The sequence below is a fragment of the Rhizobium sp. EC-SD404 genome (assembly GCF_902498825.1).
In the GTDB taxonomy this organism is placed as follows: domain Bacteria; phylum Pseudomonadota; class Alphaproteobacteria; order Rhizobiales; family Rhizobiaceae; genus Georhizobium.
Map to the genome: position 1 here is coordinate 2,306,482 of NZ_LR701459.1, position 23,461 is coordinate 2,329,942.

Genomic DNA, 23,461 nt, shown 5'->3' on the forward strand with positions numbered 1-23,461 from the left:
CTACATCCAGCCGAGCAGCAATTCCTGCAGCGCGTCGAGAGCCTGCCGGTGGATGGGCCCCTCGCCGACCGCAGCCGCCGCATAGAGCGGGGTTTCCTGGCTGAGCGTCTCGCCGATCCAGACGCGAAGATGTCCGACCTGTGCGCCCTCTTCGAGCGGCGCTTCTAGCGGCCAGTCATAGACGATCCGCGCCGACAGCCGGTCGGCATTGGCTGCCGGCACGAAGATGTCGATCGGGCCCTTGGCCTTCAGCGGCACGGAGCCGCCTTCCCCACCATAGACGCTCGCCCAGCCGACGACTTCGTCGGCTGCAAAAACCGGACGACGCTCGAAGGCGCGCATGCCCCATTCCAGGATCTTGCGCGCTTCCTCGGCGCGCTCCCGCTCGGTCGCCATTCCGCTCATGGCGAGAAAAAGCCGTCGACCATCCCGGTCGATCGAGGAGACGATGGCGTAGCCAGATTCTTCCGTGTAGCCGGTCTTCAGGCCGTCGACGCCGATATTTGCGTTCAGCAGCGGGTTGCGGTTGGACTGACGGATATCGTTCCAGGTGAAATCGGGCTGCGAATAGAAGCGATAATATTCAGGATAAGCCGCTTGGATATGCCGTGCCAGCACGACGAGCTCGCGCATGGTTACGCGGGCATCCGGATGCGGCAGACCCGTCGCATTGCCGAAGACGGACGTTTCCATGCCCAATTGTCGGGCGCGCTCGGTCATCAGGCCCGCGAAGTTCGGCTCCGAACCTGCCATGCCTTCGGCAATCACGATGCATGCATCGTTGCCGGACTGGACGATGACGCCCTGGATAAGGTCTTCCAGACGAATGGAGGACCCGAGTTCCGCAAACATAGTCGATGTGCCGGAAATAGCGCCGCCCGTCCGCCAGGCGTTTTCAGAAACGACGAACTCGTCGTTCATCGAAAGGCGGCCCGACTTGATGGCGCTGAAAACGAGTTCCATCGTCATCAGCTTGGCGAGAGATGCCGGAGGAACGGCTTCGTTTTCGTTCTTGGCGTAGAGGACCGTGCCTGTTTCAGCCTCGACCAGATAGGCCTGCTTGGCGCGTGTCTCGAACAGCTGAGCATGCGCTAAACCCATGCATGCCACCCAGAGGATGACGCTGAAACCGATCACACGTGCGAAATCATTGGTCGAACGAGCCATGCCGCCACCCCAGTCCAAAGGCATCCCTACCGAGACTGAGCGTAGCAAGCGGAACGACCCCGATCAATAAATCCTCGGGGCACGTTTCCGATTTATGGGTAACGGGTAGGTCAGCAAGCCTTAACGGCTGGCAGCCGTCCGGTTTTTCCAGGCGCCGATGATCGTTTCCACCGACAAGACGGCATCATCGTCGACCAGAACCGTATCGAAGGCGCCGGAAGCCGCCTGCAGACGATTTTCCGCATAGGCCGACACCGAAACACGTTCCGTCTTCGCAGTCTCGAACGAAGGCCGCTCGGGCAGAACGGGACCGATATCGGGCAACGTCAGAACAACGGCAAGAGCCTCGCCACCGACGGGTGCTACGGCAGGCGCTGCAGTCGCGTCGAGCGTCTGCGCGGCGATGTTGGTCGACTCGATCTGCTGTGCGACAGGTGCTGCTGGCGCTTCCGTAGACGCTGTTGGTTCAGCTGCCGGCTGAAGCAACTGCTGCTGCGCCATCTGGGCGTCGCTCATGACACCCGGCACGCCGCTTGCTGCGCCGCTGTTCATCGCCAGCATCACGCCGGATGCGATCTGGCCTTCGGGGGCGACCGTGGGGCCATTCTCGCCAGGACGGCGATAGGACGCCATCAGAAACGGCATGTCGTGGCCGTCCAACTCGGCTGGACCGACATATTCGACGTTGACGCTGGCGACGCCGTCATTCTTGAAATCAAGCAGATCGGCTGCCTTGCTCGAAACGTCGATGATCCGTCCGCGGGTAAACGGTCCGCGGTCGTTCACTCTCACCATCACGGAATGGCCGTTCTCTTCGTTCGTCACGCGCGCATAGCTCGGCAATGGGAAGGTGGGATGCGCCGCGGAAAGATGGTGCTGATCGTAGACTTCACCATTGGCCGTGCGTCGACCGTGGAAATTAGGTCCGTACCAGGACGCCAATCCGGAGCGATTGTAGTCGGGATCCTCGGCCGGCGTGTACCATTTACCAGCTATTTGATAGGGTTTTCCCACCATCTGGCGTCCGCCGCCTTTAGGGACCGAAAGCGCTGTCGTAACGCGTGTGCTCGCTGGCACGCCATATTCTGCTTCGGTGAATGGCGGCGCCGTATCGATTTTAGCCTGCTGAACGATCGGCTCGGAAGTGGCGGTGCTGTCGCCGGTCGTCGTGCATGCCGCCGTCGAAAGGCCGAGGAAGCAGAGGGTCACGACGCGGCTTACGCCCAACGAACGAAACGATGCTGCTTGCGCGCTGTCGTTGCTGTGTCGATGCGCCCCCGCACCAGATGGTCTTTTTGAATTGGTCAAGCCGCCTCTCGTCCCGCAAAGTCTGCCACCAGAGCGCCGTAAAATACACCGGCGGCTCGGCGACACAACGTCCCCACGTTCTCGGTCGCCTAAATCCCGGTCAATCATGGCAGAAATGAGAAGGGCGCGGCCACATTTGCGACCGCGCCCCGCGACAAAATCTACGAAATCTAACTAGCTCTCGATGCGAGCGCTGCCGCTCTGACCATCATCTCTAACCCACGTAATGGTCGCATCGCCGGTCTTTTCGATGGTGAAACAGGACACTTCGCCCTTGTACCATGTGGGAAATTGCTGGCAGAGATTTGCGCCCTCCACCCACCATTTCCCGGTCTCGCGCGGGGCGAAGAAGCGGGCGAGGCCCAACTCGGATCCATCTCCGGTGACGGTGCCATCCACATTGTAAATCAAGGGAAATTCACCGCCATAAGGGGTCGAGAGATAGACCCGTTTCCCCGATATCAGCGTTTCCAGTCCATTGCCCTCGACGGGCTCTTGTGCCGAGGCGACGCTCAAGAGCAAGGCCGACGATAGGGTCGCAAAGGCGACCAGCTTGTTCAACGCGTTCATCATCGTCTCCAGATCAGGTAAAGCTGTCTGGTTCTGAAAACGCAGGGTCATGCCGAACGGTTCAACGTAAGGCAGGCTGTTGCGGGCAAGATCGGTCACTTTTTCTTGCCTTTTGATATAAAGGCATTTTCTTGGACGCGGCTGGATTGTGCGGCCGACGAGCGGTGCCATTGACGCCGCTGTTTCCCACGCGCTAGAAGCGCCGATGCTCGGAAAGCGCAGCGATCGCCCCATGATCCGAACCAGCGCAGATCGAACGATGCACCTATGGAGGGGTGGCCGAGCGGTTTAAGGCACCGGTCTTGAAAACCGGCGTGCGGGAGACCGTACCGTGGGTTCGAATCCCACCCCCTCCGCCACACGCCTATAGACTGGATCTATCGGACCTCGCTCGGGGCCACTGCCGAACCTCGTGACATTGCAGAACGAGCCTTAAGGCGCCGGTCTTGCAGGCATGAAAGTCGCTGCTCGAACGATCGGCGAATAACGATACTTCGGGACGAAATAATTGTCTGAAACCGAAGTTGGGTTTCCTCCCAAAGGAGACCGCCAGCTCAATCAAATCCAGAAAGATCCGATAGTCGCAACATCGTCGCGCAGACCGAAGATGACGGGTCCTTCAGCGGGATCGAAGCGATCTTCCAGCTGTTCGTAATAGGTCCGGATCCCGAGCGACGCATCGCCGGTTGCACTGTCCGTTTCCACAAAGCTTTGTTGCTGCGTCAGGACAGCCGCTCCGATCAAGCCGGCTGCTTGCAGTGTCGCGGCCCGCCGTGCTGGCGTAACCGTTGAAACAATCGCATTCTTGATCGTGGAGAGGTCATCGGCCGGAGCCGGAGGCGCCGCGGCAGCCGACCAGGCCATTGTGCTTTGAACAATCGGCGTATCCATGCCTGCCATCGCTCAACTCCTCGTGCGTTCCGATCAGCCAGGACAATCAAAAGGTCTGGCGGCGCGAATGAGATCCTTTCACGGAAAAGTTTCCGCCCACAGGGTTAAGGAACGATGAAGGTGAACGTTTTCGTCAGACCCCGAGTGATTTCAGCTTTCTGTGCAAGGCGGAACGCTCCATGCCGACAAATTCCGATGTCCGCGAAATATTGCCGCCGAACCTGTTGATCTGGGCGATCAGGTAATCGCGCTCGAACATTTCGCGGGCTTCGCGCAATGGCAGCGTCATGATGTGGCTGTCGCCGCGGCTCGCGGTCTTCGGCAGCATGTCGCCGATCTCGCCGGGCAGCATGTCGGCGGTGATCGGCTTGTCGGTGCCGTCGTTTCGCGCAAGGATCATCAGCCGCTCGATGTTGTTGCGCAGCTGCCGGATGTTTCCCGGCCAGTCATGCGCCTGCAGAACCGCCATGGCATCGTCGGCGATCGGGCGCGGCCGGATGCCGGCCTGCTCAGCGATCTGACGCATGAAGACGTCGACGAGGAACGGGATGTCTTCTCGTCGTTCCGCAAGTGACGGAACCTTGATCGGCACCACCGCCAGGCGATGAAAGAGATCCTGTCGGAAAAGCCCTTCCGCGATCATCTGCTCGAGATTGAATGCGGTGGAGGAAATGATGCGCACATCCACCTTGACGCGCTTGGAACCGCCTACCCGCTCGAACTGCTGGTCGACGAGCACCCGCAGGATCTTGTTCTGCGTCTCGCGAGGCATGTCCGCCACTTCGTCGAGATAGAGAATGCCGCCATGGGCCTCCTCCAGTGCGCCGACCTTGCGCTCATAGCCATTGTTGTTCTCGGTGCCGAACAGCGCCATTTCCATGCGCTCCGGCGTGATTGCCGCGGCATTCATGGCGACGAACGGGCCATTCGCCCGGCTTGAATAGCGGTGGATCAGCCTCGCGACCAGTTCCTTGCCGGATCCCGACGGACCGAGGATCATCACGCGGCTGTTGGTCGGTGCTACCTTGTCGATCGTGTTCTTCATCTGCGAAATGGCGATCGAGGTACCGATCAGTTCGACCGCATCCCCACTTCGCCGCTTCAACTCGCTGACTTCGCGTTTGAGCTTGGATGTCTCGAGCGCACGTTCCGCAATGAGGATCAGGCGGTCGCTCTTGAACGGCTTCTCGATGAAATCGTAGGCGCCCCGCTTGATGGCCGAAACGGCAGTCTCGATGTTGCCGTGACCCGAGATCATCACCACCGGAAGGTCGGGATAACGCGTCTTGATTTCGTCCAGCAAAGCCAGCCCGTCCAGCCGCGAGCCCTGCAGCCATATGTCGAGGAAGACCAGCCGCGGAACGCGGTCGGAAATCGCCTGGATTGCGCTGTCGCTGTCATAGGCGGTGCGCGTTTCGTGTCCTTCGTCGGAGAGGATACCTGCGACGAGTTCGCGAATGTCCTGCTCGTCGTCCACGACGAGAATGTCAGACGCCATGATTGGCCTCCTCAAGCATTGTGCTGTCCCTATCGGTTTCTTTCGCACCCGTCGAAAGGCGCACCCGAACCATCGCGCCACGGCCGGAATCGAAGTCCGGCGGCGCGTCGTGCAGTTCGAGAGAGCCGTCATGGTCCTCGACGATCTTCTTGACGATCGCCAGACCCAGTCCGGTGCCCTTCTCACGCATGGTGATGTAGGGCTCCAGGATGCGGTTCCTGTTTTCCATCGGCAATCCGCGACCGTTGTCGATCACATCGACGACGATCTGATCCTCTTCGGTGCGCGCACGAACTTCGATGCGCCTGCCGTCACGCTCGGAATCCGCGGGCACGGCATCGATCGCCTCGCTGGCGTTCTTGATCAGGTTGGAGAATGCCTGTCCCAGCATCCGAGCATCGAAAAGACCCTGGATCGGCCCGCTTGCGGCAACGAGCTTGAAGGAAATGTCGTTCCGGCTGACCTCGCGTAGAAAGATCGCATCGCGCAGGATGTTTTTGAGGTCCGCCGGCTCTTTGGTAGGCTTGGGCATGCGTGCAAATGCCGAGAACTCGTCGACCATGCGACCGATATCTTCGACCTGGCGCACGATCGTGTCCGTGCACTGGTCGAAAACGGCGCGGTCGTCCTGGTTGATCTGCTTCCCGTAACGCCGCCTGATACGTTCGGCGGAGAGCTGGATCGGGGTCAGCGGGTTCTTGATTTCGTGCGCGATGCGACGGGCAACGTCGGCCCAGGCGGTGGAGCGCTGGGCGATGACGAGATCTGTGATGTCGTCGAGCGTCACCACATAAGAATTTTCTTCGCTAAGCGATTCTTCGCGCGTCACCTGCACGTTCAAGGTTCGCTCCGTGCCGCTGCGGATGACGGTCACCTGTTCGCGGGCTTCCTGGCGCTTGCGTTGCACGGCCTGCGAAAGCACGGCGTCGATCTCGGGCGCGATATCCGCCAGGCGTCGCCCGACCAAGCCGCCGGACGGTGTGTTCATCATGATCTCGGCGGACGAGTTGGAGATGGCGACACCGCCGTCACGGTCGATGCCCATCACCCCTGCCGAAACGCCGGACAGCACTGCTTCGGTAAAGCGTCGGCGTTCATCCATCTCGTCTTTCGCGGACAGGATTTGGTCGCGCTGCGTCCCGATCTGAACGATCATATTGTTGAACGTGTCCGACAGATGCGCGACGTCGCCGTCCGATCCTCGCACAGGCACCTGAACGGAAAGATCACCCGCCGCCACCTGGTCTGCCGCGCCGATCAGCTGCCGGATTGGCCTTACGATGCGGTCGGCAACGGCGATCGCGGTCCAGATCGCGGCAAGAAGCACGATCAGGGCAAAGCCGATATAGAGAATTCCGAACGCGAGCTGCAGCGGTCCGCGATTGGACTCCAGCGCCTGGTATTCGGCGATGTTGTCTTCCATCAACCGCATGGACTGGATGACATCGGGATCGACGGCGCGGATCGTGTAGAGGAACGTATCCGGAATGTCCTGCAGGCGCATGATCGCACCCACGAGATTGGTGACACCCGGCGGAATCAGTGTCGGACGGCCCTCGCTCGCCGAGCGCAGCGCATCCGGCGGAATGGCCGGCAACGGCCGCTCCGTCTCGATATCTGCACGCAAAATGACGGTGCCGTCGTCGCGCACCAGGAAGGCACCCAGCAACCCGCGTCCCGTCGCCTGCCTGGTCAGCAGAACCTGGAAGCCCGTGCGGTCCAGCGAATAGAGCTGACGGGCATTGTCAAGATCGTTGGCCATCGAAACGGTCTGGCCCTGCAGGTACCGTGCATTCTCCGTGACATAGGCTTCGGCCACATCGAGCGACGAACTGACGATCGATTGGGTACGCATGGAGAACCAGCGGTCGAGCCCGATATCCAGCGTGATGGACGCAACGATCGCAACCAGGATGGCCGGTACGATGGCGACGATCGAGAAGAGGCCGATGATGCGAACGTGGAGACGTGCAGCCGCCTTTCCGCGCCGACGTGCCTGGAAAACGCGGCGGATTTCGTAGGCGATCAGACCGAGAAGTGCGACGACGAAGATGAGGTTGACGATGACGGCCGTCATCACGACTTCGTCGCGTGGCGCGATCGGCGTCAGTCCCATCAAGATCACAAAAGATCCGACAGCGCTGATCAGTGCCGTGACGACGACGATCAGACCTGGATTGGCAAGAATGCGGCGACCTTCGCCCTGTTCGAGCGCCCCCGGTGGGGCGGCGCCGTGACTTTGGCTATCGACTGAAAAAGTACTGATCGCCATGTCCGCCAGATGGTTGGAAGTTTCCCCCGCGGCGACTCGGCCGCCGTTGCCTTAGAGCAACGCTTTGTGGCGAAAATGCAACTATCTGGTCAGCCGGTCAAGCGCTGCGCTGGCTGCGATACACGCTGACGCCGAGCTCGCGGATTTTCTTGCGCAGCGTGTTTCGGTTGAGGCCGAGAAGCTCGGCAGCCCGGATCTGGTTGCCACGTGTGGCCGTCAGGGCAGCGAGAATCAGCGGGAATTCCATCTCGTGCAGGACGCGGTGGTAGAGCCCCGGCGGCGGCAAGTCCTCGCCATATTGGGCGAAATAGGTCCGCATATTCTCTTCGACGGCCTGGGATATCGTGACCGGTCCGGACAGCCCGTCATTGCTGATCGCGCTGCTGGGTGCATCCGTGCGCAGCTCGTTATCGATGATCTCTCGTGTGATGACCTCTTGCGGATAGAGCGCCGTAAGGCGGCGAACCACGTTCTCCAGTTCGCGGACGTTGCCCGGCCATGGATAGGATTTCATCAGTTCGAGCGCGTCGCCATCGAAGCGCTTGGCGTCCAAGCCCTCCTTTTGGCAAAGCTTCACGAAATGGCGCACGAGATCGGGCACGTCTTCCGCCCGGTCGCGCAGTGCCGGTAGACGCAGCGGCACGACATTGAGGCGGTAGTAGAGGTCTTCCCGGAAAAGACCCTGATTGATCGAGGTTTTCAGATCCTTGTTGGTCGCCGCCACGATCCGCACGTCGGTCTTGATCGGCGTACGCCCGCCGACGGTCGTGTACTCGCCTTGCTGCAGCACGCGCAGCAGACGCGTCTGCGCCTCCATGGGCATGTCGCCGATTTCATCGAGGAACAGCGTGCCGCCTTCGGCCTGCTCGAAGCGGCCGGTAGAGCGATTATGCGCACCGGTGAACGCACCCTTCTCGTGTCCGAAAAGCTCCGATTCGATGAGGTCTCGCGGGATGGCTGCCATGTTGATGGCGACGAAGGGTCCGTTGCGACGCTTGCCGTAATCGTGCAGCGCACGGGCAACGAGTTCCTTGCCGGTCCCGGACTCGCCGGTGATCATCAATGTCAGGTCAGTCTGCATCAACCGCGCCAGAACGCGATAGATCTCCTGCATGGCAGCAGAGCGGCCGACCAGCGGGATACCGTCGTTCTGGTCGGGATCGACCCGATCCACGCGTTTCTTCGGCTCCGACAGAGCCCGCCCGATGATCCCGATCATCTCTGTCAGGTCAAACGGCTTCGGCAGGTAGTCGTAGGCACCCTTTTCAGAGGCCTTGATCGCCGTCATGAAGGTGTTTTGCGCGCTCATGACGAGAACAGGGAGTTCCGGCCGCGCCTTCTTGATTCGCGGCAGGAGGTCGAACGCATTCTCGTCGGGCATCACCACGTCGGTGATGACGAGATCGCCCTCGCCCGCCGAAATCCACCGCCAGAGTGTCGAGGCATTCGACGTGATGCGGACATCGTACCCCGCCCGTGTCAAAGCCTGATTGAGCACTGTGCGGATGGCGGCGTCGTCGTCGGCTACCAGAATTGTCGCTGATTTCATGCCTTGGCCTCGGCTTCGTCGTCCGGCCAGAGTGCCGTGCCCTTGGACACCGGCATCAATATGCGGAACACGGTCTTCTTGTTCTGGCTGTCACACTCCACGATGCCGCCATGGGCACCCACGATCTTCGCAACCAGTGCGAGGCCGAGCCCCGATCCGTTGGTCTTCGTGGTGATGAACGGATCGAAAAGATGAGGCACCAGATCGTCCGGCACCCCCGGACCATTGTCGATGACGCAGAATTCGAGCGGCAACGACACCTTCTCCCGCGATCCGGGCACCGACAGGCGGATCCCCGGACGATAGGCAGTGGTCAGCATGATTTCCCCATCGGCCGCGTCGCCGATCGATTCGCTCGCGTTCTTCACCAGATTGAGAAAGACCTGGATCAGCTGATCGCGATTGGCGAAGACGTAGGGGAGCGACGGGTCGTATTGCTCGCTGATGCGGATGTCGCGGGCGAACCCAGCAAGTGCAACCGCCTTCACATGGTCGAGGACCGAGTGGATGTTGACGGGCTGGCGATCGACCGGGCGCTCATCGGAGAACACTTCCATCCGGTCCACGAGCGATACGATTCGGTCCGTCTCGTCGCGAATGAGCCGCGTCAGGGCGCGGTCTTCATCGTTGACCGAGCTTTCCAGGAGCTGTGCCGCGCCGCGAATTCCCGAAAGCGGATTCTTGATCTCATGCGCAAGCATGGAGGCAAGACCGGTCACGGAGCGGGCCGCGGCCCGGTGCGTCAGCTGGCGGTCGATCTTGTCCGCCATGGTGCGGACCTGCAGCACGATGACGACGGAATTGTCGTCGTCGGCTTCACCGGAAACCGGCGCGACATAAAGATCGACGAGCTTCTCGCCTCCGAGCTTTGGCGAACTCAAATCCACCCGGTACTCGTTGATAGGTCCCCGGCGCTCGCGCACGTGGTCGATCAGGGCAAGAAGAGGACTGCCGAACGGAATGTATTGGTCGATCGTGTGGCGCCGTAAAAGGTCGGCACTCACCCCGAAAAAGATCTCAGCTGCCCAGTTGGCGTAGGAGATGTTGCCTTCGCCGTTCACCATGATGACCGGATGCTGGATGGTGTTCAGGACATGGGCGGTTACGCCAACGTCGGAAGGAAGGTCGGTGGGACCGACCGAGCCTGCGCTCATTTTTGCGCTCTTCATCAGGCGGCCTCGCCGTATGCCGTAGGCTTCATCGAAATTTCCGAACCAAGAAACAGCTCTGACAAGGCAGCGATGACGGCCTGTGGGTCACGACTGCCCATGACGATGGACCGCATCGCGGCGGACACGTCCCCGCAATGCTGGCCGAGATACCAACCGAGGTGCTTGCGCGCACAGCGCAGGCCGAGTTCGGTTCCGTAATGGGCGAGCATCGCCTCGTAATGCTCGATCACCACGTCCAAAATCCCGGCGGCGCTGGATGGGGCAAGCCCGCTTCCCGCTAACGCACCCGGCAGCCATGGTTGCCCTTGAGCCGCACGCCCGACCATCACGGCGTTTGCGCCCGATGCGGCCATGATCGCCTCGCAATCGGCAGTGGTCGCCACATCGCCATTGGCAACGAGCGGGATCGAGATGGCGTCGCGCACAGCGCGTATCGCATTCCAGTCGGCGCGCCCCTCATAGAATTGTTCCCGGGTGCGGCCGTGAACCGTAATCATCGCCGCGCCGGCATTCTCCGCCCGCGCTGCGATCGCCGGCGCATTGATGGAGTTCTCGTCCCAGCCGAGGCGCATTTTGACGGTCACCGGCACGGAAACGGCAGCGATCGTTGCATCGACGAGCGACAGCGCGTGATCCGGATCGCGCATGAGCGCGGAGCCCGAATAGCCGCCGATCACCTTCTTGGCCGGGCAGCCCATGTTGATGTCGATGACGTCGGCGCCCTCTCCTTCCGCGATCCTCGCAGCTTCGGCCATCCAGGAAGCGTCGCGGCCGGCAAGCTGCACCACGTGGACGACGCCTTTTTCCTGCGCCATGCGCCGGCGAGAGTCACCGCTGTCGCCAACGAGTTCGCGGCTAGCGATCATTTCCGTCACGACGAGGCCTGCCCCGAACCGATGCGCCAGCCGCCGGAACGGCAGATCTGTCACGCCGGACATGGGCGCCAGCACGACACGGTTGCGAACCACGACGGTGCCGATCGCCCAGGGATCAGAAAGATGGGAGACGGGTTCAAGCTGCATGCGCAAAGGGCATCCTTTGTAATTGCCTTATTTTTAGACAGGTTTGTGGCCGCTGCCAAGGGGCATCGGAAGACTTCTTGGCTGACCGATGGCATTTCACATAGGCTGGGGATAGACCATTCGTATGACGCACACGGCTCGTGTGCATCGCGCGCAGAGGTGACTGAAGTGACGACTGAAATGGATGGCGTGGCAGCCGTGATCGTAGCGGCCGGCCGTGGCGAACGGGCTGGCGACCCCTCCGACGGGCCGAAGCAGTATCGGCGCATCGGTAATGCCCCAGTTCTGGCCCATGCCCTGTTGCCATTCATTGCCCATGAACGAATCGACGACATCGTCGTCGTCATCCATCCGGATGACGAAGATGTGTTCAACGAAGCCGTTCAGCCGCATCTCCAAGGCGCCGAAATCAAAATCGTTTTTGGCGACAGGACACGACAGATGTCCGTGCGCCGAGGGCTCGAATCGCTTTCAGATCGCCGTCCCAGCCATGTGCTGATCCATGATGGCGCCCGACCATTCATCGAGCGGCCCGTGATCGATCGCGTTCTTGCTGGGCTCAAGGACGTCGGTGACGCCATCCTGCCCGGCATCGCGGTAGCCGATACGTTGAAGTCGACGACGCTCAGTCAGCGCGTGCTCAAGACCGTCTCGCGTGAAGGCCTGTATGCTGCCCAGACCCCCCAGGGCTTTGCGTTTTCATCGATATTGGACGCGCATCGGCGCGCCGCGATCTCCGCCGACGATGGCTTTACCGACGACGCATCTATTGCCGAATGGGCCGACATTCCGGTGAGGGTCGTCGAAGGCTCGACGCAGAACATCAAACTGACCGTACGTGAGGACATCGCCATGGCTGACCAAAAGTTGCGCGCCAAGGCCGACGATCCCGACGTGCGCACCGGAAACGGCTACGATGTGCACCGGCTCGAAGCCGGTGATGGCGTCACGCTCTGCGGCGTGTTCATCGCCCACGACCAGCGCCTCAGCGGCCATTCCGATGCCGATGTCGGTTATCACGCATTGACCGATGCGCTCCTGGCCACCTGCGGTGCCGGAGACATCGGCGACCATTTCCCACCCTCCGATCCGCAGTGGAAAGGCGCGCGCTCGAGCATCTTCCTGCAGCATGCCGCCGAGATCGTGCGCGCACGCGGCGGAACAATCACCAATGCCGACGTTTCTCTCATCTGCGAGGCGCCGAGAATCGGACCGCATAGGGAAGCCATGCGCGCGGCCATGGCTCAGGATCTCGCCATCGCGATGGATCGCTGCTCGGTGAAAGCAACGACCAACGAGATGCTTGGCTTCGTCGGCCGCGGTGAAGGCATTGCAGCCATCGCCACGGCGACGGTCATTTATGGAGGATTGAGAGATGGACGCGACAATCGTTGAACTCGCCGCTTCGCTCGTCGAGAAGGCACGCAACGCCAAGGTGATGATCGCGACGGCTGAATCCTGCACGGGCGGGCTGATCGCCGGTGCGATCACTGAAGTGCCCGGTTCTTCCGACGTCTTCGACCGCGGCTTCGTCACCTATTCCAATGACGCCAAGATGAAAATGCTGGGCGTCAAGACGGAAACCTTGGCGACGTTCGGCGCCGTTTCGGCCGAAACCGCCCGCGAGATGGCGTTCGGCGCGCTCGCCAATTCGAATGCGGATTTCGCCGTCGCCGTCACGGGCATCGCCGGGCCTGCGGGCGGAACGCCTGAAAAGCCCGTCGGCCTCGTCTATATCGGCGTCGCCGAACTGGATGGAAAGACGCAGGTTGCCGAGCAGCGCCTTGGGGACATCGGCCGCAGCGCCGTGCGCCAGGCCACCCTGGAGGCGGCGTTGCGCGCTTTGATCGTCGAAATCCACTGAGCGATCAAATCGCGAGAAAGATACCGAGCAGCAAGAGCGCCTCGCCGACGAAGATACCGACCAGAATGCGGTGTCCCGAAAGCAAATAGGCCAGAAACCCGACTGCCGCAGCACCGATGCGCAGGACGACCGGGACGTCTGCAAGCGCGCCGGACGGCGAAACGATGAGGTTGGCGATCACGGCCGCCACCAATGATGTCGCAATGGCTCGGACCAGCACGAGGATTTCGGCATCGTCGGACAGTCGCCCCCCGAGATAGACACCGAGAAAGCGCCAGCTGTCGGTTGCAAGCCAACCGGCGACAAGTATGAAGAGATAAGGCCACCACCAGGCATCTAGGGCGTCGAAGCTCATGATGCCGCGCCCTTGTTCCGTCGGCTGAACCTATGAAACCCATAGGCCGCGAAGCCGCCAATCAGGCCGGTGGCGAGAAGCGCGAAATCAGGCGTGACGATCGCCATCAACGGCCCAAGCAGCAGGCCGAGTACCATGGCGACATGCCCTGCCCGCTCTCGCGCCGACCCCCAGAGCGAGGTGAGGAAATAAAGCGGCGTGAGAAAAAACAGGGCGGCCGAAACGCTGGACGGCAGCGCGTCCGCCACCATGTAGACGGCGGCCACCACCATCATGTTCAAAAGAATGAGCGAAGCACCGAGGCCGCCATACCAAGCGGTGCGGAAGTCGCGCGGAATGGAACGCACCTCCTGCATGGCCAGCACCCAGGACGTGACGGCGACAAAATGCGCGAGCAGGTACAGCACCCATCGGCGCGTGCGCGGTCCGCGGATTTCCGGCACCAGCGCCACGACCATCGGGCCCAGACGAATCGACGAGAGAGCCACTGCGAAGGTGGCGGCAGCAATCCCGTTGCCGGCCGCAATCGCTCCGACGAGCACCACCTTGGCGGGCAAGGCCCAGACGGCGGCGGTCATGAAAACAGCATGCGCCATCGACAGCCCCGCCTCGACACACAGCGCTGCGAACCCGACGAAACTGGACATCAGGATCAATGCTGGAATGGAAAACGCCGCCCCGATCCCACGCAGCAACCAGCGCAAATGGGTGTCATTGGGATTGGCAGCGGGATCCGCTGGGTCGGGAGGATCAGTCGAAAGCATCGATGCCGGCGATATCACAGCAATCCGCACGATGAAATGAAAAGATCAGGCTGCCTTAGCGTTTTGTCTCGCCTCCACGGAACAGCGAAGGGCCCGGCTGATATTCAGCCGGGCCCTTCGCTCGTGTCAGCTTAGATGCCGCTTACTTCCGGCGTGGCACCTTCGGCACGGAACTGCCGGATTTGCGGCTCGTCTGGTCGGACCGCTCGGCGACTGCAACACCCGCGCCGGCATCCGTTGCCGGATCGCCATCGGGCATGGAGCCATCATCCGGACGGTCCACGGACCGCTTCGAAGCCCTTGCCTTGGCTGCGGCAGGCTTCGGTTTTGCGGCCTTCTTCGCGGCTGGCTTGCGCGCGGGCTTGACCGGCACTTCGTCCGGGATCGCATCGAGCTTCAAGCCGGTCTTGCCGCCGTCTTTCGTCTCGACGGTCACCTTGACCGTACCGCCCTTCTTGAGCTTCCCGAAAAGAACCTCGTTGGCCAGTTCCTTCTTGATGTGCTCCTGAATCACGCGACCGAGCGGACGCGCGCCCATGTTCTCGTCATAGCCCTTCTCGGCGAGCCAGGCGATCGCATCCTTGGACAGATCGAAGGTCACGCCGCGCTCTGCCAGCTGCGCTTCGAGCTGCATGACGAACTTCTGCACCACCTGGTGGATCACCGGCGTAGGCAGCGAGCCGAACGGGATGATCGCATCAAGACGGTTGCGGAATTCCGGCGTGAAGAGCCGGTTGATCGCTTCCGTGTCCTCGCCGGTCCGCTTGGCGGAACCGAAGCCGATCGCGGCCTTCTGCATGTCAGATGCGCCCGCGTTGGTCGTCATGATCAGGATGACGTTGCGGAAATCGATCTGCTTGCCGTTGTGATCGGTCAGCTTGCCGTGATCCATGACCTGCAACAGGATGTTGAACAGATCCGGATGGGCCTTTTCGATCTCGTCGAGCAGCAGCACGCAATGCGGATGCTGGTCGATGCCATCGGTCAGAAGGCCGCCCTGGTCAAAGCCGACATAGCCGGGAGGCGCACCGAGCAGACGCGAAACCGTGTGCCGCTCCATGTATTCCGACATGTCGAAGCGCAGAAGCTCGACGCCGAGCGATTTCGCCAGCTGCTTGGCCACTTCCGTCTTGCCGACGCCTGTCGGGCCGGAGAACAGATAGCTGCCGATCGGCTTGTCCGGCTCCCGCAGGCCGGCACGTGCCAGCTTGATGGCGGAGGACAGCGCGTCGATTGCCGTGTCCTGGCCGTAGACGACCGTGCGAAGCTCCTTTTCGAGATTGGCGAGCACCTGCTCGTCGTCCCGTGAAACGTTCTTCGGAGGAATGCGGGCCATCGTCGCGATGGTCGCTTCGATTTCCTTTTCCGTCACGGTCTTACGGCGCTTGTTCGCAGGCAGCAGCATCTGCGACGCACCGGTCTCGTCGATCACGTCGATCGCCTTATCCGGGAGCTTGCGGTCGTTGATGTAGCGAGCCGACAGTTCGACGGCCGACTTGATCGCCTGATCGGTGAATTTGATCTTGTGATATTCCTCGTAGTAGGGCTTGAGGCCCTTGAGGATCTTCACCGCATCTTCGACGGACGGTTCCTTCACGTCGATCTTCTGGAAGCGCCGCACCAGAGCGCGGTCCTTTTCGAAGAACTGACGGTATTCCTTGTAGGTGGTCGAGCCGATGCACCGGATCAGGCCGGAAGACAGAGCCGGCTTTAGAAGGTTCGATGCATCCATCGCGCCGCCGGATGTCGCCCCGGCGCCGATCACCGTATGGATCTCGTCGATGAAGAGAACGGCGCCCGGGGTATCCTCGAGTTCCTTGACGACCTGCTTCAGCCGCTCTTCGAAATCGCCACGGTAACGCGTGCCGGCAAGCAGCGTGCCCATGTCGAGCGAGAAGATGGTGGCGTCCAGAAGCACTTCCGGAACGTCCTTCTCGACGATGCGCTTTGCAAGTCCTTCAGCGATGGCAGTCTTGCCGACGCCCGGATCGCCCACATACAGCGGATTGTTCTTTGAACGACGGCAAAGCACCTGGATGGTGCGATTGACCTCTTCCTGCCGGCCGATCAACGGATCGACGCGGCCCTTTTTGGCCTTCTCGTTCAGATTGACGCAGTAGGCGGTCAGCGCATCCTGCGCCTTCTTCTTGCCGCCCTCTTCCTGGTCGGAACCGGCACTCGGGCCGCCCTCTTCCTGCTCGTCCGAGCCGGAAGCCGGACGGGCCTCGGAAGCGCCTGGGCGCTTTGCGATGCCGTGGGAAATGAAGTTGACCGCATCGTAGCGAGTCATCTCCTGCTCCTGCAGGAAATAGGCGGCATGGCTCTCGCGTTCGGCGAAGATTGCGACGAGCACGTTCGCGCCGGTCACTTCTTCGCGACCGGACGACTGGACGTGGATGACCGCGCGTTGGATGACGCGCTGGAAGCCGGATGTGGGTTTGGAATCCTCATCATATCCGGTGACGAGGTTCTGCAGCTCGTTGTCGACATATTGAGTGACGATCGAGCGCAGCTGTTCGAGATTGACGTTGCAGGCGCCCATGACGGCGGCCGCATCGGCGTCGTCGATCAGGGCCAGCAGCAAATGTTCGAGCGTCGCGTATTCGTGGTGGCGCTCGTTTGCCAGTGTAAGTGCCTGGTGCAGTGCCTTTTCAAGGCTGGAAGAAAATGTCGGCACGCTATCGGTTCCTTATTTCTTTTCCATCACGCATTGCAGCGGGTGCTGGTTCTGACGTGCGAAATCCATGACCTGCGTCACCTTGGTCTCGGCCACCTCGTAGGTGAACACACCGCATTCGCCGACACCATGATTATGAACATGCAGCATGATGATCGTGGCGGCTTCGCGGTCCTTTTGAAAGAACCGCTCGAGCACGTGGATGACGAACTCCATGGGCGTATAGTCGTCGTTGATCAGGAGGACCCGGTAGAGGCTCGGTTTCTTGACCTTGGGTTTGGTGCGCGTGATGACAGAAGTCCCGCGCCCGGGTCCATCGCCGTTCTTGTCGTTTCCGCCTTGCGAGCGAACAGGCCACGCGTGCATCTTGAGAAGTCACCTCATTCATCGGATCGACACACCCGCCGTGCGTCGCCCTCGATCATCCTAAGCGTAATCTAAGTCTTCGCCACTGCATTTTAAGCCCCCCGCACTGCCGTTTCATCACATTCGTTCCGATCGGCACGGGATTGCAGGCACAAAAAAACCCGGCCGGGCCGCTGCGATCAGCGGTCTGGCCGGGTGCATTTCGTCAACCTCTGCCCGTGCGACCGGGCAGGACGGCTCACTAAGCTTTGTCGCTCAGTTGCCAGCCTTGCCCATGGAGCGTTCGAAGGGCTTGTAAACGTCCTTGGCGAGATCGGCATAGATTTCACCCATCTTCGTCGCCTGCTGGACGAAGGCTTCGTAAGACGACTTCGCGAAGTCGGTCTGGATCTCGAAGACCTTTTCCATCGACTTGGCGCCGGACAGCTTCTCGACCATTGCGGCGCTGTGCTCGAACGACTTCTTGGAGTAGTCGGCGGCTTCGGAAGCGATCGTCTGCATGCCCGTCGCCATGGTCGAGCAGCTCTTCAGCATCGTGTCCATGGTGTCTTTTCCTGCCTTGTTGGCATCATCGAAATTCAGCATATCGCACTCACCTTCTGGGTTGGGTTGCGCCGGTATGATCACATGTCATCTGCACTGGGCCGCATTCATAAGTGCAGTGCAGCACGAGGTCAAGTTTTCTGGTGCATTGCAGCATGACCGTCTCCAAATGGTCCGAATTTGTCCGTTTGGTTCAAATCCGAACCGGGGGATTCAGACTTTGTCCATCATAAACCAGTTGGTAACGATGCCGCGATTATGGTTTCGGCAACGGTGGCTGTTGTGGGGGCTCAGCCGTCGGAAGCAATTCAATACTGCGTCGCGTATCAAGAGTTAGCCCGTGATCAATGTTGCAGAAGGCATCGCCGGCCGTAAAACGAGCGAAATCCTCGCTATCACCACGAGACTCCTCTTCACCGCTTTGGTCGTCATGATCGTTGCCGCCGCTTCGCCGGCAGCGGCCAATCCCAAATACGCTGGCATCGTCATCGATGCACGCACGGGCAAGACGCTCTACGCGAACAATGCCGACGCGCCGCGGTATCCAGCGTCGCTCACCAAGATGATGACCATGTATCTCGCCTTCGAGGCGATCGATGCGCGCCGCATCACCAAGGAAAGCAAGATCCCGGTGTCGAGACAGGCTGCTGCTGAGCCGCCTTCTAAAATCGGCATCCGCTCCGGGACCACGATCACCGTCGAGCAAGCGATGCGCGCCCTGGTGACACGCTCCGCCAACGATGCCGCGACGGCGCTCGGCGAATTTCTCGGAGGTTCCGAATCGCGTTTCGCCGAACTGATGACGCAGAAGGCCCGTCAGCTTGGCATGTCCAAGACGACGTTCCGCAACGCCCACGGACTGCCGAACTCGCAGCAGGTCACGACGGCCCGCGACATGGCGCGCCTCGGCATCGCGCTGCGGGAGCACTTCCCGCACCACTACCACTATTTCTCCACCCGCTCGTTCCAGTTCGGTGGCGCCACATTCGGCAACCACAACCGCCTGCTCGGCAACGTGCGTGGCGTCGACGGCATCAAGACCGGCTTCATCAACGCTTCGGGCTTCAACCTCGTCTCTTCAGTCAACGACAATGACCGTCTCGTGGTGGCCGTCGTGATGGGTGGCCGCACCGGCGCAAGCCGCGATGCACAGATGCGCAAGCTGATAGCCGAGTATCTGCCGCAGGCGACCCGTGGTGGCGGCGGCAACCTGATCGCGCGCTCCGGCGCTTCGCCGGTTCTCGCAGCCAGTGCTTGGGCGCTGCCAGAGCGCGGCCCCGTACCGGTCTTCCGTGATCCGATCGACATGCGCGTAGCAACAGCCTATGCGGCTCCCGCTGCGGCTTCTGCACAGGCAGCGATTGCCGCCGCCTTCCCGGTACCGAACGAACGTCCGGTGGTTGGCCGCGAGGCACTCGCCCAGGTTCTTCGTGAACAGCAGGCATCCGTACCGACCCCGCCTGCCGCCATCGTCGGACCAGAAATGGGCTCCAGCGAGATTGACGCCGTCACGACGGCCAGCACCGCTGCCGAAGTTGCAACCGCCTCGGCCGCGATGCCTAGCGGTTGGGTCGTGCAAGTCGCCGCTATGCCAGACGCTTCCGAGGCCATGGCCTATCTACAGACGGCGCAGAGCAAGGCAGGCGGCCCCATCTCGTCGGCCACGCCGTTCACCGTTGCCTTCCAGGATGGCGGGTCCACGCTGCACCGCGCACGTTTCGGCGGCTTTGCCGGCAAGAACGATGCCTGGGCTGCCTGCGAGAGCCTGAAGCGCTCCGGCTACGGTTGCTGGGCCACGCAGCAATAGGCTGCAGACGATCAAGCCGCGCGGACGCGTTCCTTTGTGAAGTCCGCGCGGTCGAGTTTTCGAGATCCACCCCTGTTTGTATTGTGTTGATGGGGATCAGCGATGACGACGCAAGAGAATATCCTTGGCTTCATTGAGGCGCGCAGCAAGAAAGACCGAGCCGCCCGTGTCCGGGTGAACCCGCTTCATGAGGCTGCGATGCGCCTGGCGGATTTCGGTTTCACTCGCACCCGGACGAAGACCAAGGACCTGGTAGGCCTCCTTCTCTGTCATGGCGCCCGTGCTTGGCGCAGCTCCCAGCCCGCTGTCCGGGTCCGCCTCAGCGTCGCTTCGCCAACTGGGTATGCGGCGGTCAAGATACGCCTCTAGGAGCTGGCGGCTTTCCTCGTCGCTCGCGAGTGCGTCATGGAGGGTCATGAGTTGCACCTCATCAAGCGAAGAAAGCTCTGCACCTTCGAACGGACCGGCAAGCACCAGGCCGTTCATGTCTCCGGTATCGAGATCAAGTTCCATTTCAAGCGCCGCGCTGCGCACGGTTGAATAACGGCCAGGTTCCGATTGCACTGTGGACGATCGGCCAAGCCTGCCGAACATGGCGGCCGACAGACCGATCAGCGTCATCCCCACCCCTGCCCGGCCAACGAAGGTGAGTATCAGTCCGAAGATGGCGAGAAGGCTGGGGCCTGCATATTTCAGCCCAAAAGCCACATGTTTCGGATTGGCTTTTGTGAACGCATAACCGATCGCGAGCAGGGCCAGCAGCGCAAGCAGGATATAGAAAAGCACCGCCATCCTAAGTGCCCTGCCGCCCGCCGGGCAGTTGCGAAAGCAGAAGCTGCGATCCGCGGCTCTTCGAGGCCTTGAGCGCCTTCAGTCCGCCGGATGCATAGGTTGCGACGGCTTTCAGCAGCTCCGCCAGCTCGCCGGCAGCATTTTCGTCGAAACGGATATGCGCGCCGCCCGACAATCTTGCCATTTCTTTGAATGCGGTCTCAGCCGCGCTGTTGCGCCCTTCCTGAAACAGGAAGAGCGGCACTTTGCGAAGCCCCAGCTCTCCGGCCTTGTGGCAAAGCGCATCGATGTCCTCTTCCATTGCGTCGCCGATATAAACGGCAGCGCTGACCGGCTTTTTCACGGTCTCGTCCCGAATATGGCTGAGCACCTTGCCGATCTGCGTCTGGCCGCCCCGGCAATCGATCTTCGTCATGAGGTCGCGAAGGCTCCGCGTGTCCGACACCCAGCGCGAGGCACGGCATTCGTCATAGCCACGGAAATATACCAGTTGCACCGCCAGATTGCCTGCGGCCCCCACTGCACCGAACATTTCACCCTGCAGCCTGCAAGCGGCGTCCCAGGTCGGTTGCCGGCTCATCGTGGCGTCCAGGGCAAAGACCAGGCGTCCGCCGCCGGCCTGCGGCTTGATGGCGCGTGCCGCCGCCAGGAAGCCACTGATGGCGCCCTTGGCCGAAACGGCCACGTCGTCGCTGCCTTGGCGTGCCAGCGGCCGGTTCGCCGTGCGATCCTTATCCTTATCGGTCATGATGGGCGCATATCCTTCTCATGAACCGAATCTGGCGTCTCGGGCCGCAAACGCAAGAGCGCTGCCGGCACACCAGGTTAAAGGAGGCCGAGCGAAGCGAGTTCCTGTCGCATCTCCATAGGCATGTCGGCGATCTCGGCGCCTGAACTTCCAAGGTCGGCCGGCGCATCAGTGGAGACCAGATACCGCCATCCCTGAAACGGTCGGCGCGGCTGCCAGTTGGTCGCGATCAGCTCTGGATGCAGTACGAGATTGCAGCGCGAAATGCCCTCGCCGTCGACGAAAGGCCGAATGTCCTTCAGCCGTTGGCGCACCTGCACATTGCCTTTGATGACCCAATAGAGCGAACCGCCGTCCAGCAGTTCATCCATCCGCTTGGGCTGCATACGCGTCGTGTGAAACTGCTCGGGCTCAAGCCCCTGCGCACGCATGGCGGAGAATCGCCACTCGATATGGGCTGCCAGATCCTCGATGCTCTCGGCACCGACGCACAGTTTCAGAAGATTGAGGGCCATTGCCCCCGGTTAGATAAAAAGCGTGGCCGATGGAAGGCCCGCGCGGTTTTCCACAGACGCTCGGTGGGCTGCCGTCAGCACTCCACCACGTTGACCGCCAGACCGCCGGTACTCGTTTCCTTGTAGCGCTCGTTCATGTCGAGACCGGTCTGGCGCATCGTCTCCACGCACGCATCGAGCGAGACGAAATGCGTGCCGTCTCCCTTCATGGCGAGAGACGCGGCCGTCACGGCCTTCACGGCGCCGAGCGCATTGCGCTCGATGCAGGGTACCTGCACCAACCCGCCGACGGGATCGCATGTCATGCCGAGGTGATGTTCCAGCGCGATCTCGGCTGCGTTTTCCACCTGTGCGGGGGTTCCGCCCATGAGTGCGGCAAGGCCCGCAGCGGCCATCGCGGCGGCCGACCCGACTTCGCCCTGACAGCCCACCTCCGCCCCCGATATCGATGCATTGTGCTTGATGAGCCCGCCGATCGCCGAAGCCGTCAGAAGGTAGTCCCGGATGGATCGAGGGTCCGCGTCATTATGGAATTTCAGATAATAGCGAATGGTCGCTGGAATGACCCCGGCCGCACCGTTGGTTGGTGCCGTCACGACTCGGCCGCCCGACGCGTTCTCCTCGTTGACCGCCATGGCGAACACCGACAGCCAGTCGTTCGCCAGGAGCGGATTGACCGTGTTGCGCTGCCAGTCGTCCTCAAGCTTCTGGTGGATCGCACGCGCCCGTCTCCGCACCTTCAGCCCACCCGGCATGATGCCGTCTTGCCCAAGCCCGCGCTCGATGCAGTCATCCATCGCGGTCCAGAGCGCGTCGAGGCCCTGGTCCAGTTCGCCGCTCGCCATGAACGTCTCTTCATTGGCCCGCTTCATCTCGGCAATGCTCAGACCCGATCGGGACGCCATCTCCAGCATCTCGTTTGCCTTCGCGAATGGAAACGGGACGGGCCGTTGCGTTGATGATGGCCGCGCGCGGTCCTTTGCCGCCAATTCTTCCTCCGAGAGGACGAAGCCGCCGCCGATCGAATAGTACACGCGCCGCAACAGCACCCGTTCGTCGCGATCGAGTGCCGCGAACGCCATCCCGTTGGCATGGCCCGTCAATGGCTGCTTGCGATCGAAGATCAGGTCGTGGGCGGGATCGAACGCGTAGACGGGATGTCCGGGTGGCGCGATCCGCTTCTCCCGTTCGACGCCGTCGACGATGGCGTCCATATGGTCCGGATCGACCTGATCCGGCGTCTCACCCGTCAGGCCGAGGATGACCGCCCTGCCAGTTCCGTGTCCGATGCCCGTGAATGCCAGCGACCCGTGCAGGCTGACGCGAATGCGCGCCACCTGCGCAGAACTCGGCCGCGGCCAGTCGCCATGTAGGATTTCGTCGAGAAAGCGCACCGCCGCCGACATCGGCCCCATCGTGTGGGAGCTGGATGGGCCGACGCCGATCTTGAAGACGTCGAAAACGGAAAGAAACATGAGCGCGCGGTCCTTGATGAGACCGCCACCCTAATCCCATCGGCTCGCCGCGCAACCGCCAGGAACGGCATCTCGCATGTCGATACGCGGCATTTGCCAAGATCGC

General features: G+C 61.5%; 20 protein-coding genes, 1 tRNA gene and 1 pseudogene. 4 read left to right on the forward strand and 18 right to left on the reverse strand.

Going from position 1 to position 23,461, the window contains the following annotated elements; translation table 11 throughout:
* From GC125_RS11825 to GC125_RS11835, 3 genes are all read right to left on the reverse strand, one after another.
* Positions 1-1,101 carry a D-alanyl-D-alanine carboxypeptidase family protein gene (locus GC125_RS11825; RefSeq protein ID WP_286165483.1) on the reverse strand — a complete coding sequence of 367 codons (1,101 nt, stop codon included), beginning with the start codon at positions 1,099-1,101 and terminating at the stop codon, positions 1-3.
* 186 nt (positions 1,102-1,287) lie between these two features.
* Positions 1,288-2,376 (reverse strand): septal ring lytic transglycosylase RlpA family protein, encoded by a 1,089-nt coding sequence (locus GC125_RS11830; protein ID WP_353617078.1) that lies wholly within the window; start codon positions 2,374-2,376, stop codon positions 1,288-1,290.
* Positions 2,377-2,649: 273 nt separating this feature from the next.
* On the reverse strand, positions 2,650-3,216 hold the full coding sequence (locus tag GC125_RS11835) for a hypothetical protein (RefSeq protein ID WP_286165485.1): 567 nt from the start codon (positions 3,214-3,216) through the stop codon (positions 2,650-2,652).
* A gap of 98 nt (positions 3,217-3,314) precedes the next feature.
* On the opposite strand from GC125_RS11835, the gene GC125_RS11840 reads away from it, so the two are divergent.
* Positions 3,315-3,404, forward strand: a tRNA-Ser gene (locus tag GC125_RS11840).
* 199 nt (positions 3,405-3,603) lie between these two features.
* On the opposite strand, the gene GC125_RS11845 is transcribed toward GC125_RS11840, so the two are convergent.
* From GC125_RS11845 to dusB, 6 genes are all read right to left on the reverse strand, one after another.
* Positions 3,604-3,945: a hypothetical protein gene (locus tag GC125_RS11845; RefSeq protein WP_151985849.1), complete on the reverse strand. Its 342-nt coding sequence runs from the start codon at positions 3,943-3,945 to the stop codon at positions 3,604-3,606.
* Positions 3,946-4,069: 124 nt separating this feature from the next.
* Complete coding sequence (ntrX, locus tag GC125_RS11850) at positions 4,070-5,434, reverse strand: nitrogen assimilation response regulator NtrX (protein WP_151985850.1); 1,365 nt, start codon at positions 5,432-5,434, stop codon at positions 4,070-4,072.
* Entirely contained in the window at positions 5,424-7,706 is a 2,283-nt protein-coding gene (locus GC125_RS11855) for a sensor histidine kinase NtrY-like (RefSeq protein ID WP_151985851.1), read from the reverse strand. The genes ntrX and GC125_RS11855 overlap by 11 nt, the downstream gene beginning before the upstream one ends.
* 97 nt (positions 7,707-7,803) lie before the next feature.
* On the reverse strand, positions 7,804-9,255 hold the full coding sequence (gene ntrC / locus GC125_RS11860) for a nitrogen regulation protein NR(I) (protein WP_151985852.1): 1,452 nt from the start codon (positions 9,253-9,255) through the stop codon (positions 7,804-7,806).
* The gene (locus GC125_RS11865; RefSeq protein WP_151985853.1) at positions 9,252-10,409 is read right to left on the reverse strand and encodes a two-component system sensor histidine kinase NtrB; all 1,158 of its coding nucleotides are present in this window, start codon (positions 10,407-10,409) and stop codon (positions 9,252-9,254) included. The genes ntrC and GC125_RS11865 overlap by 4 nt, the downstream gene beginning before the upstream one ends.
* A 14-nt stretch (positions 10,410-10,423) precedes the next feature.
* Entirely contained in the window at positions 10,424-11,449 is a 1,026-nt protein-coding gene (gene dusB / locus GC125_RS11870) for a tRNA dihydrouridine synthase DusB (protein ID WP_151985854.1), read from the reverse strand.
* Positions 11,450-11,629: 180 nt separating this feature from the next.
* On the opposite strand from dusB, the gene GC125_RS11875 reads away from it, so the two are divergent.
* Together GC125_RS11875 and GC125_RS11880 are read left to right on the forward strand one after the other, a co-directional pair.
* Positions 11,630-12,844, forward strand: a complete 1,215-nt coding sequence (locus GC125_RS11875; RefSeq protein ID WP_151987838.1) for a bifunctional 2-C-methyl-D-erythritol 4-phosphate cytidylyltransferase/2-C-methyl-D-erythritol 2,4-cyclodiphosphate synthase — start codon at positions 11,630-11,632, stop codon at positions 12,842-12,844.
* Positions 12,825-13,298, forward strand: a pseudogene (locus GC125_RS11880) (CinA family protein); the annotation flags it as partial. The gene GC125_RS11875 and the pseudogene GC125_RS11880, both read left to right, overlap by 20 nt.
* A 19-nt stretch (positions 13,299-13,317) precedes the next feature.
* On the opposite strand, the gene GC125_RS11885 reads toward GC125_RS11880, so the two are convergent.
* From GC125_RS11885 to GC125_RS11905, 5 genes are all read right to left on the reverse strand, one after another.
* Entirely contained in the window at positions 13,318-13,668 is a 351-nt protein-coding gene (locus GC125_RS11885) for an AzlD domain-containing protein (RefSeq protein ID WP_151985856.1), read from the reverse strand.
* Positions 13,665-14,315 (reverse strand): AzlC family ABC transporter permease, encoded by a 651-nt coding sequence (locus GC125_RS11890; RefSeq protein WP_286165486.1) that lies wholly within the window; start codon positions 14,313-14,315, stop codon positions 13,665-13,667. Before GC125_RS11890 ends, GC125_RS11885 begins: the two co-directional genes overlap by 4 nt.
* A 259-nt stretch (positions 14,316-14,574) precedes the next feature.
* A complete protein-coding gene (clpA, locus tag GC125_RS11895; RefSeq protein ID WP_151985858.1) occupies positions 14,575-17,109 on the reverse strand; it encodes an ATP-dependent Clp protease ATP-binding subunit ClpA in 2,535 nt (844 codons plus the stop codon).
* Positions 17,110-17,121: 12 nt separating this feature from the next.
* Entirely contained in the window at positions 17,122-17,475 is a 354-nt protein-coding gene (gene clpS / locus GC125_RS11900; RefSeq protein WP_126010351.1) for an ATP-dependent Clp protease adapter ClpS, read from the reverse strand.
* A gap of 255 nt (positions 17,476-17,730) precedes the next feature.
* Positions 17,731-18,060 (reverse strand): phasin family protein, encoded by a 330-nt coding sequence (locus tag GC125_RS11905; RefSeq protein ID WP_151985859.1) that lies wholly within the window; start codon positions 18,058-18,060, stop codon positions 17,731-17,733.
* Between the two features lie 298 nt (positions 18,061-18,358).
* Here GC125_RS11905 and GC125_RS11910 point away from each other — a divergent pair, with 298 nt between their 5' ends.
* Positions 18,359-19,825, forward strand: coding sequence for a D-alanyl-D-alanine carboxypeptidase (locus GC125_RS11910; RefSeq protein WP_286165487.1), 1,467 nt, complete (start codon positions 18,359-18,361; stop codon positions 19,823-19,825).
* 96 nt (positions 19,826-19,921) lie between these two features.
* Here GC125_RS11910 and GC125_RS11915 read toward each other — a convergent pair whose 3' ends face one another.
* From GC125_RS11915 to GC125_RS11930, 4 genes are all read right to left on the reverse strand, one after another.
* Positions 19,922-20,617 carry a DnaJ domain-containing protein gene (locus GC125_RS11915; RefSeq protein ID WP_151985860.1) on the reverse strand — a complete coding sequence of 232 codons (696 nt, stop codon included), beginning with the start codon at positions 20,615-20,617 and terminating at the stop codon, positions 19,922-19,924.
* A gap of 1 nt (position 20,618) precedes the next feature.
* Positions 20,619-21,365 carry a VWA domain-containing protein gene (locus tag GC125_RS11920; protein WP_151985861.1) on the reverse strand — a complete coding sequence of 249 codons (747 nt, stop codon included), beginning with the start codon at positions 21,363-21,365 and terminating at the stop codon, positions 20,619-20,621.
* Between the two features lie 77 nt (positions 21,366-21,442).
* Complete coding sequence (locus GC125_RS11925) at positions 21,443-21,880, reverse strand: DUF1489 family protein (RefSeq protein WP_151985862.1); 438 nt, start codon at positions 21,878-21,880, stop codon at positions 21,443-21,445.
* Positions 21,881-21,954: 74 nt separating this feature from the next.
* Positions 21,955-23,355, reverse strand: a complete 1,401-nt coding sequence (locus tag GC125_RS11930; RefSeq protein WP_151985863.1) for an L-serine ammonia-lyase — start codon at positions 23,353-23,355, stop codon at positions 21,955-21,957.
* Positions 23,356-23,461: the final 106 nt, after the last annotated feature.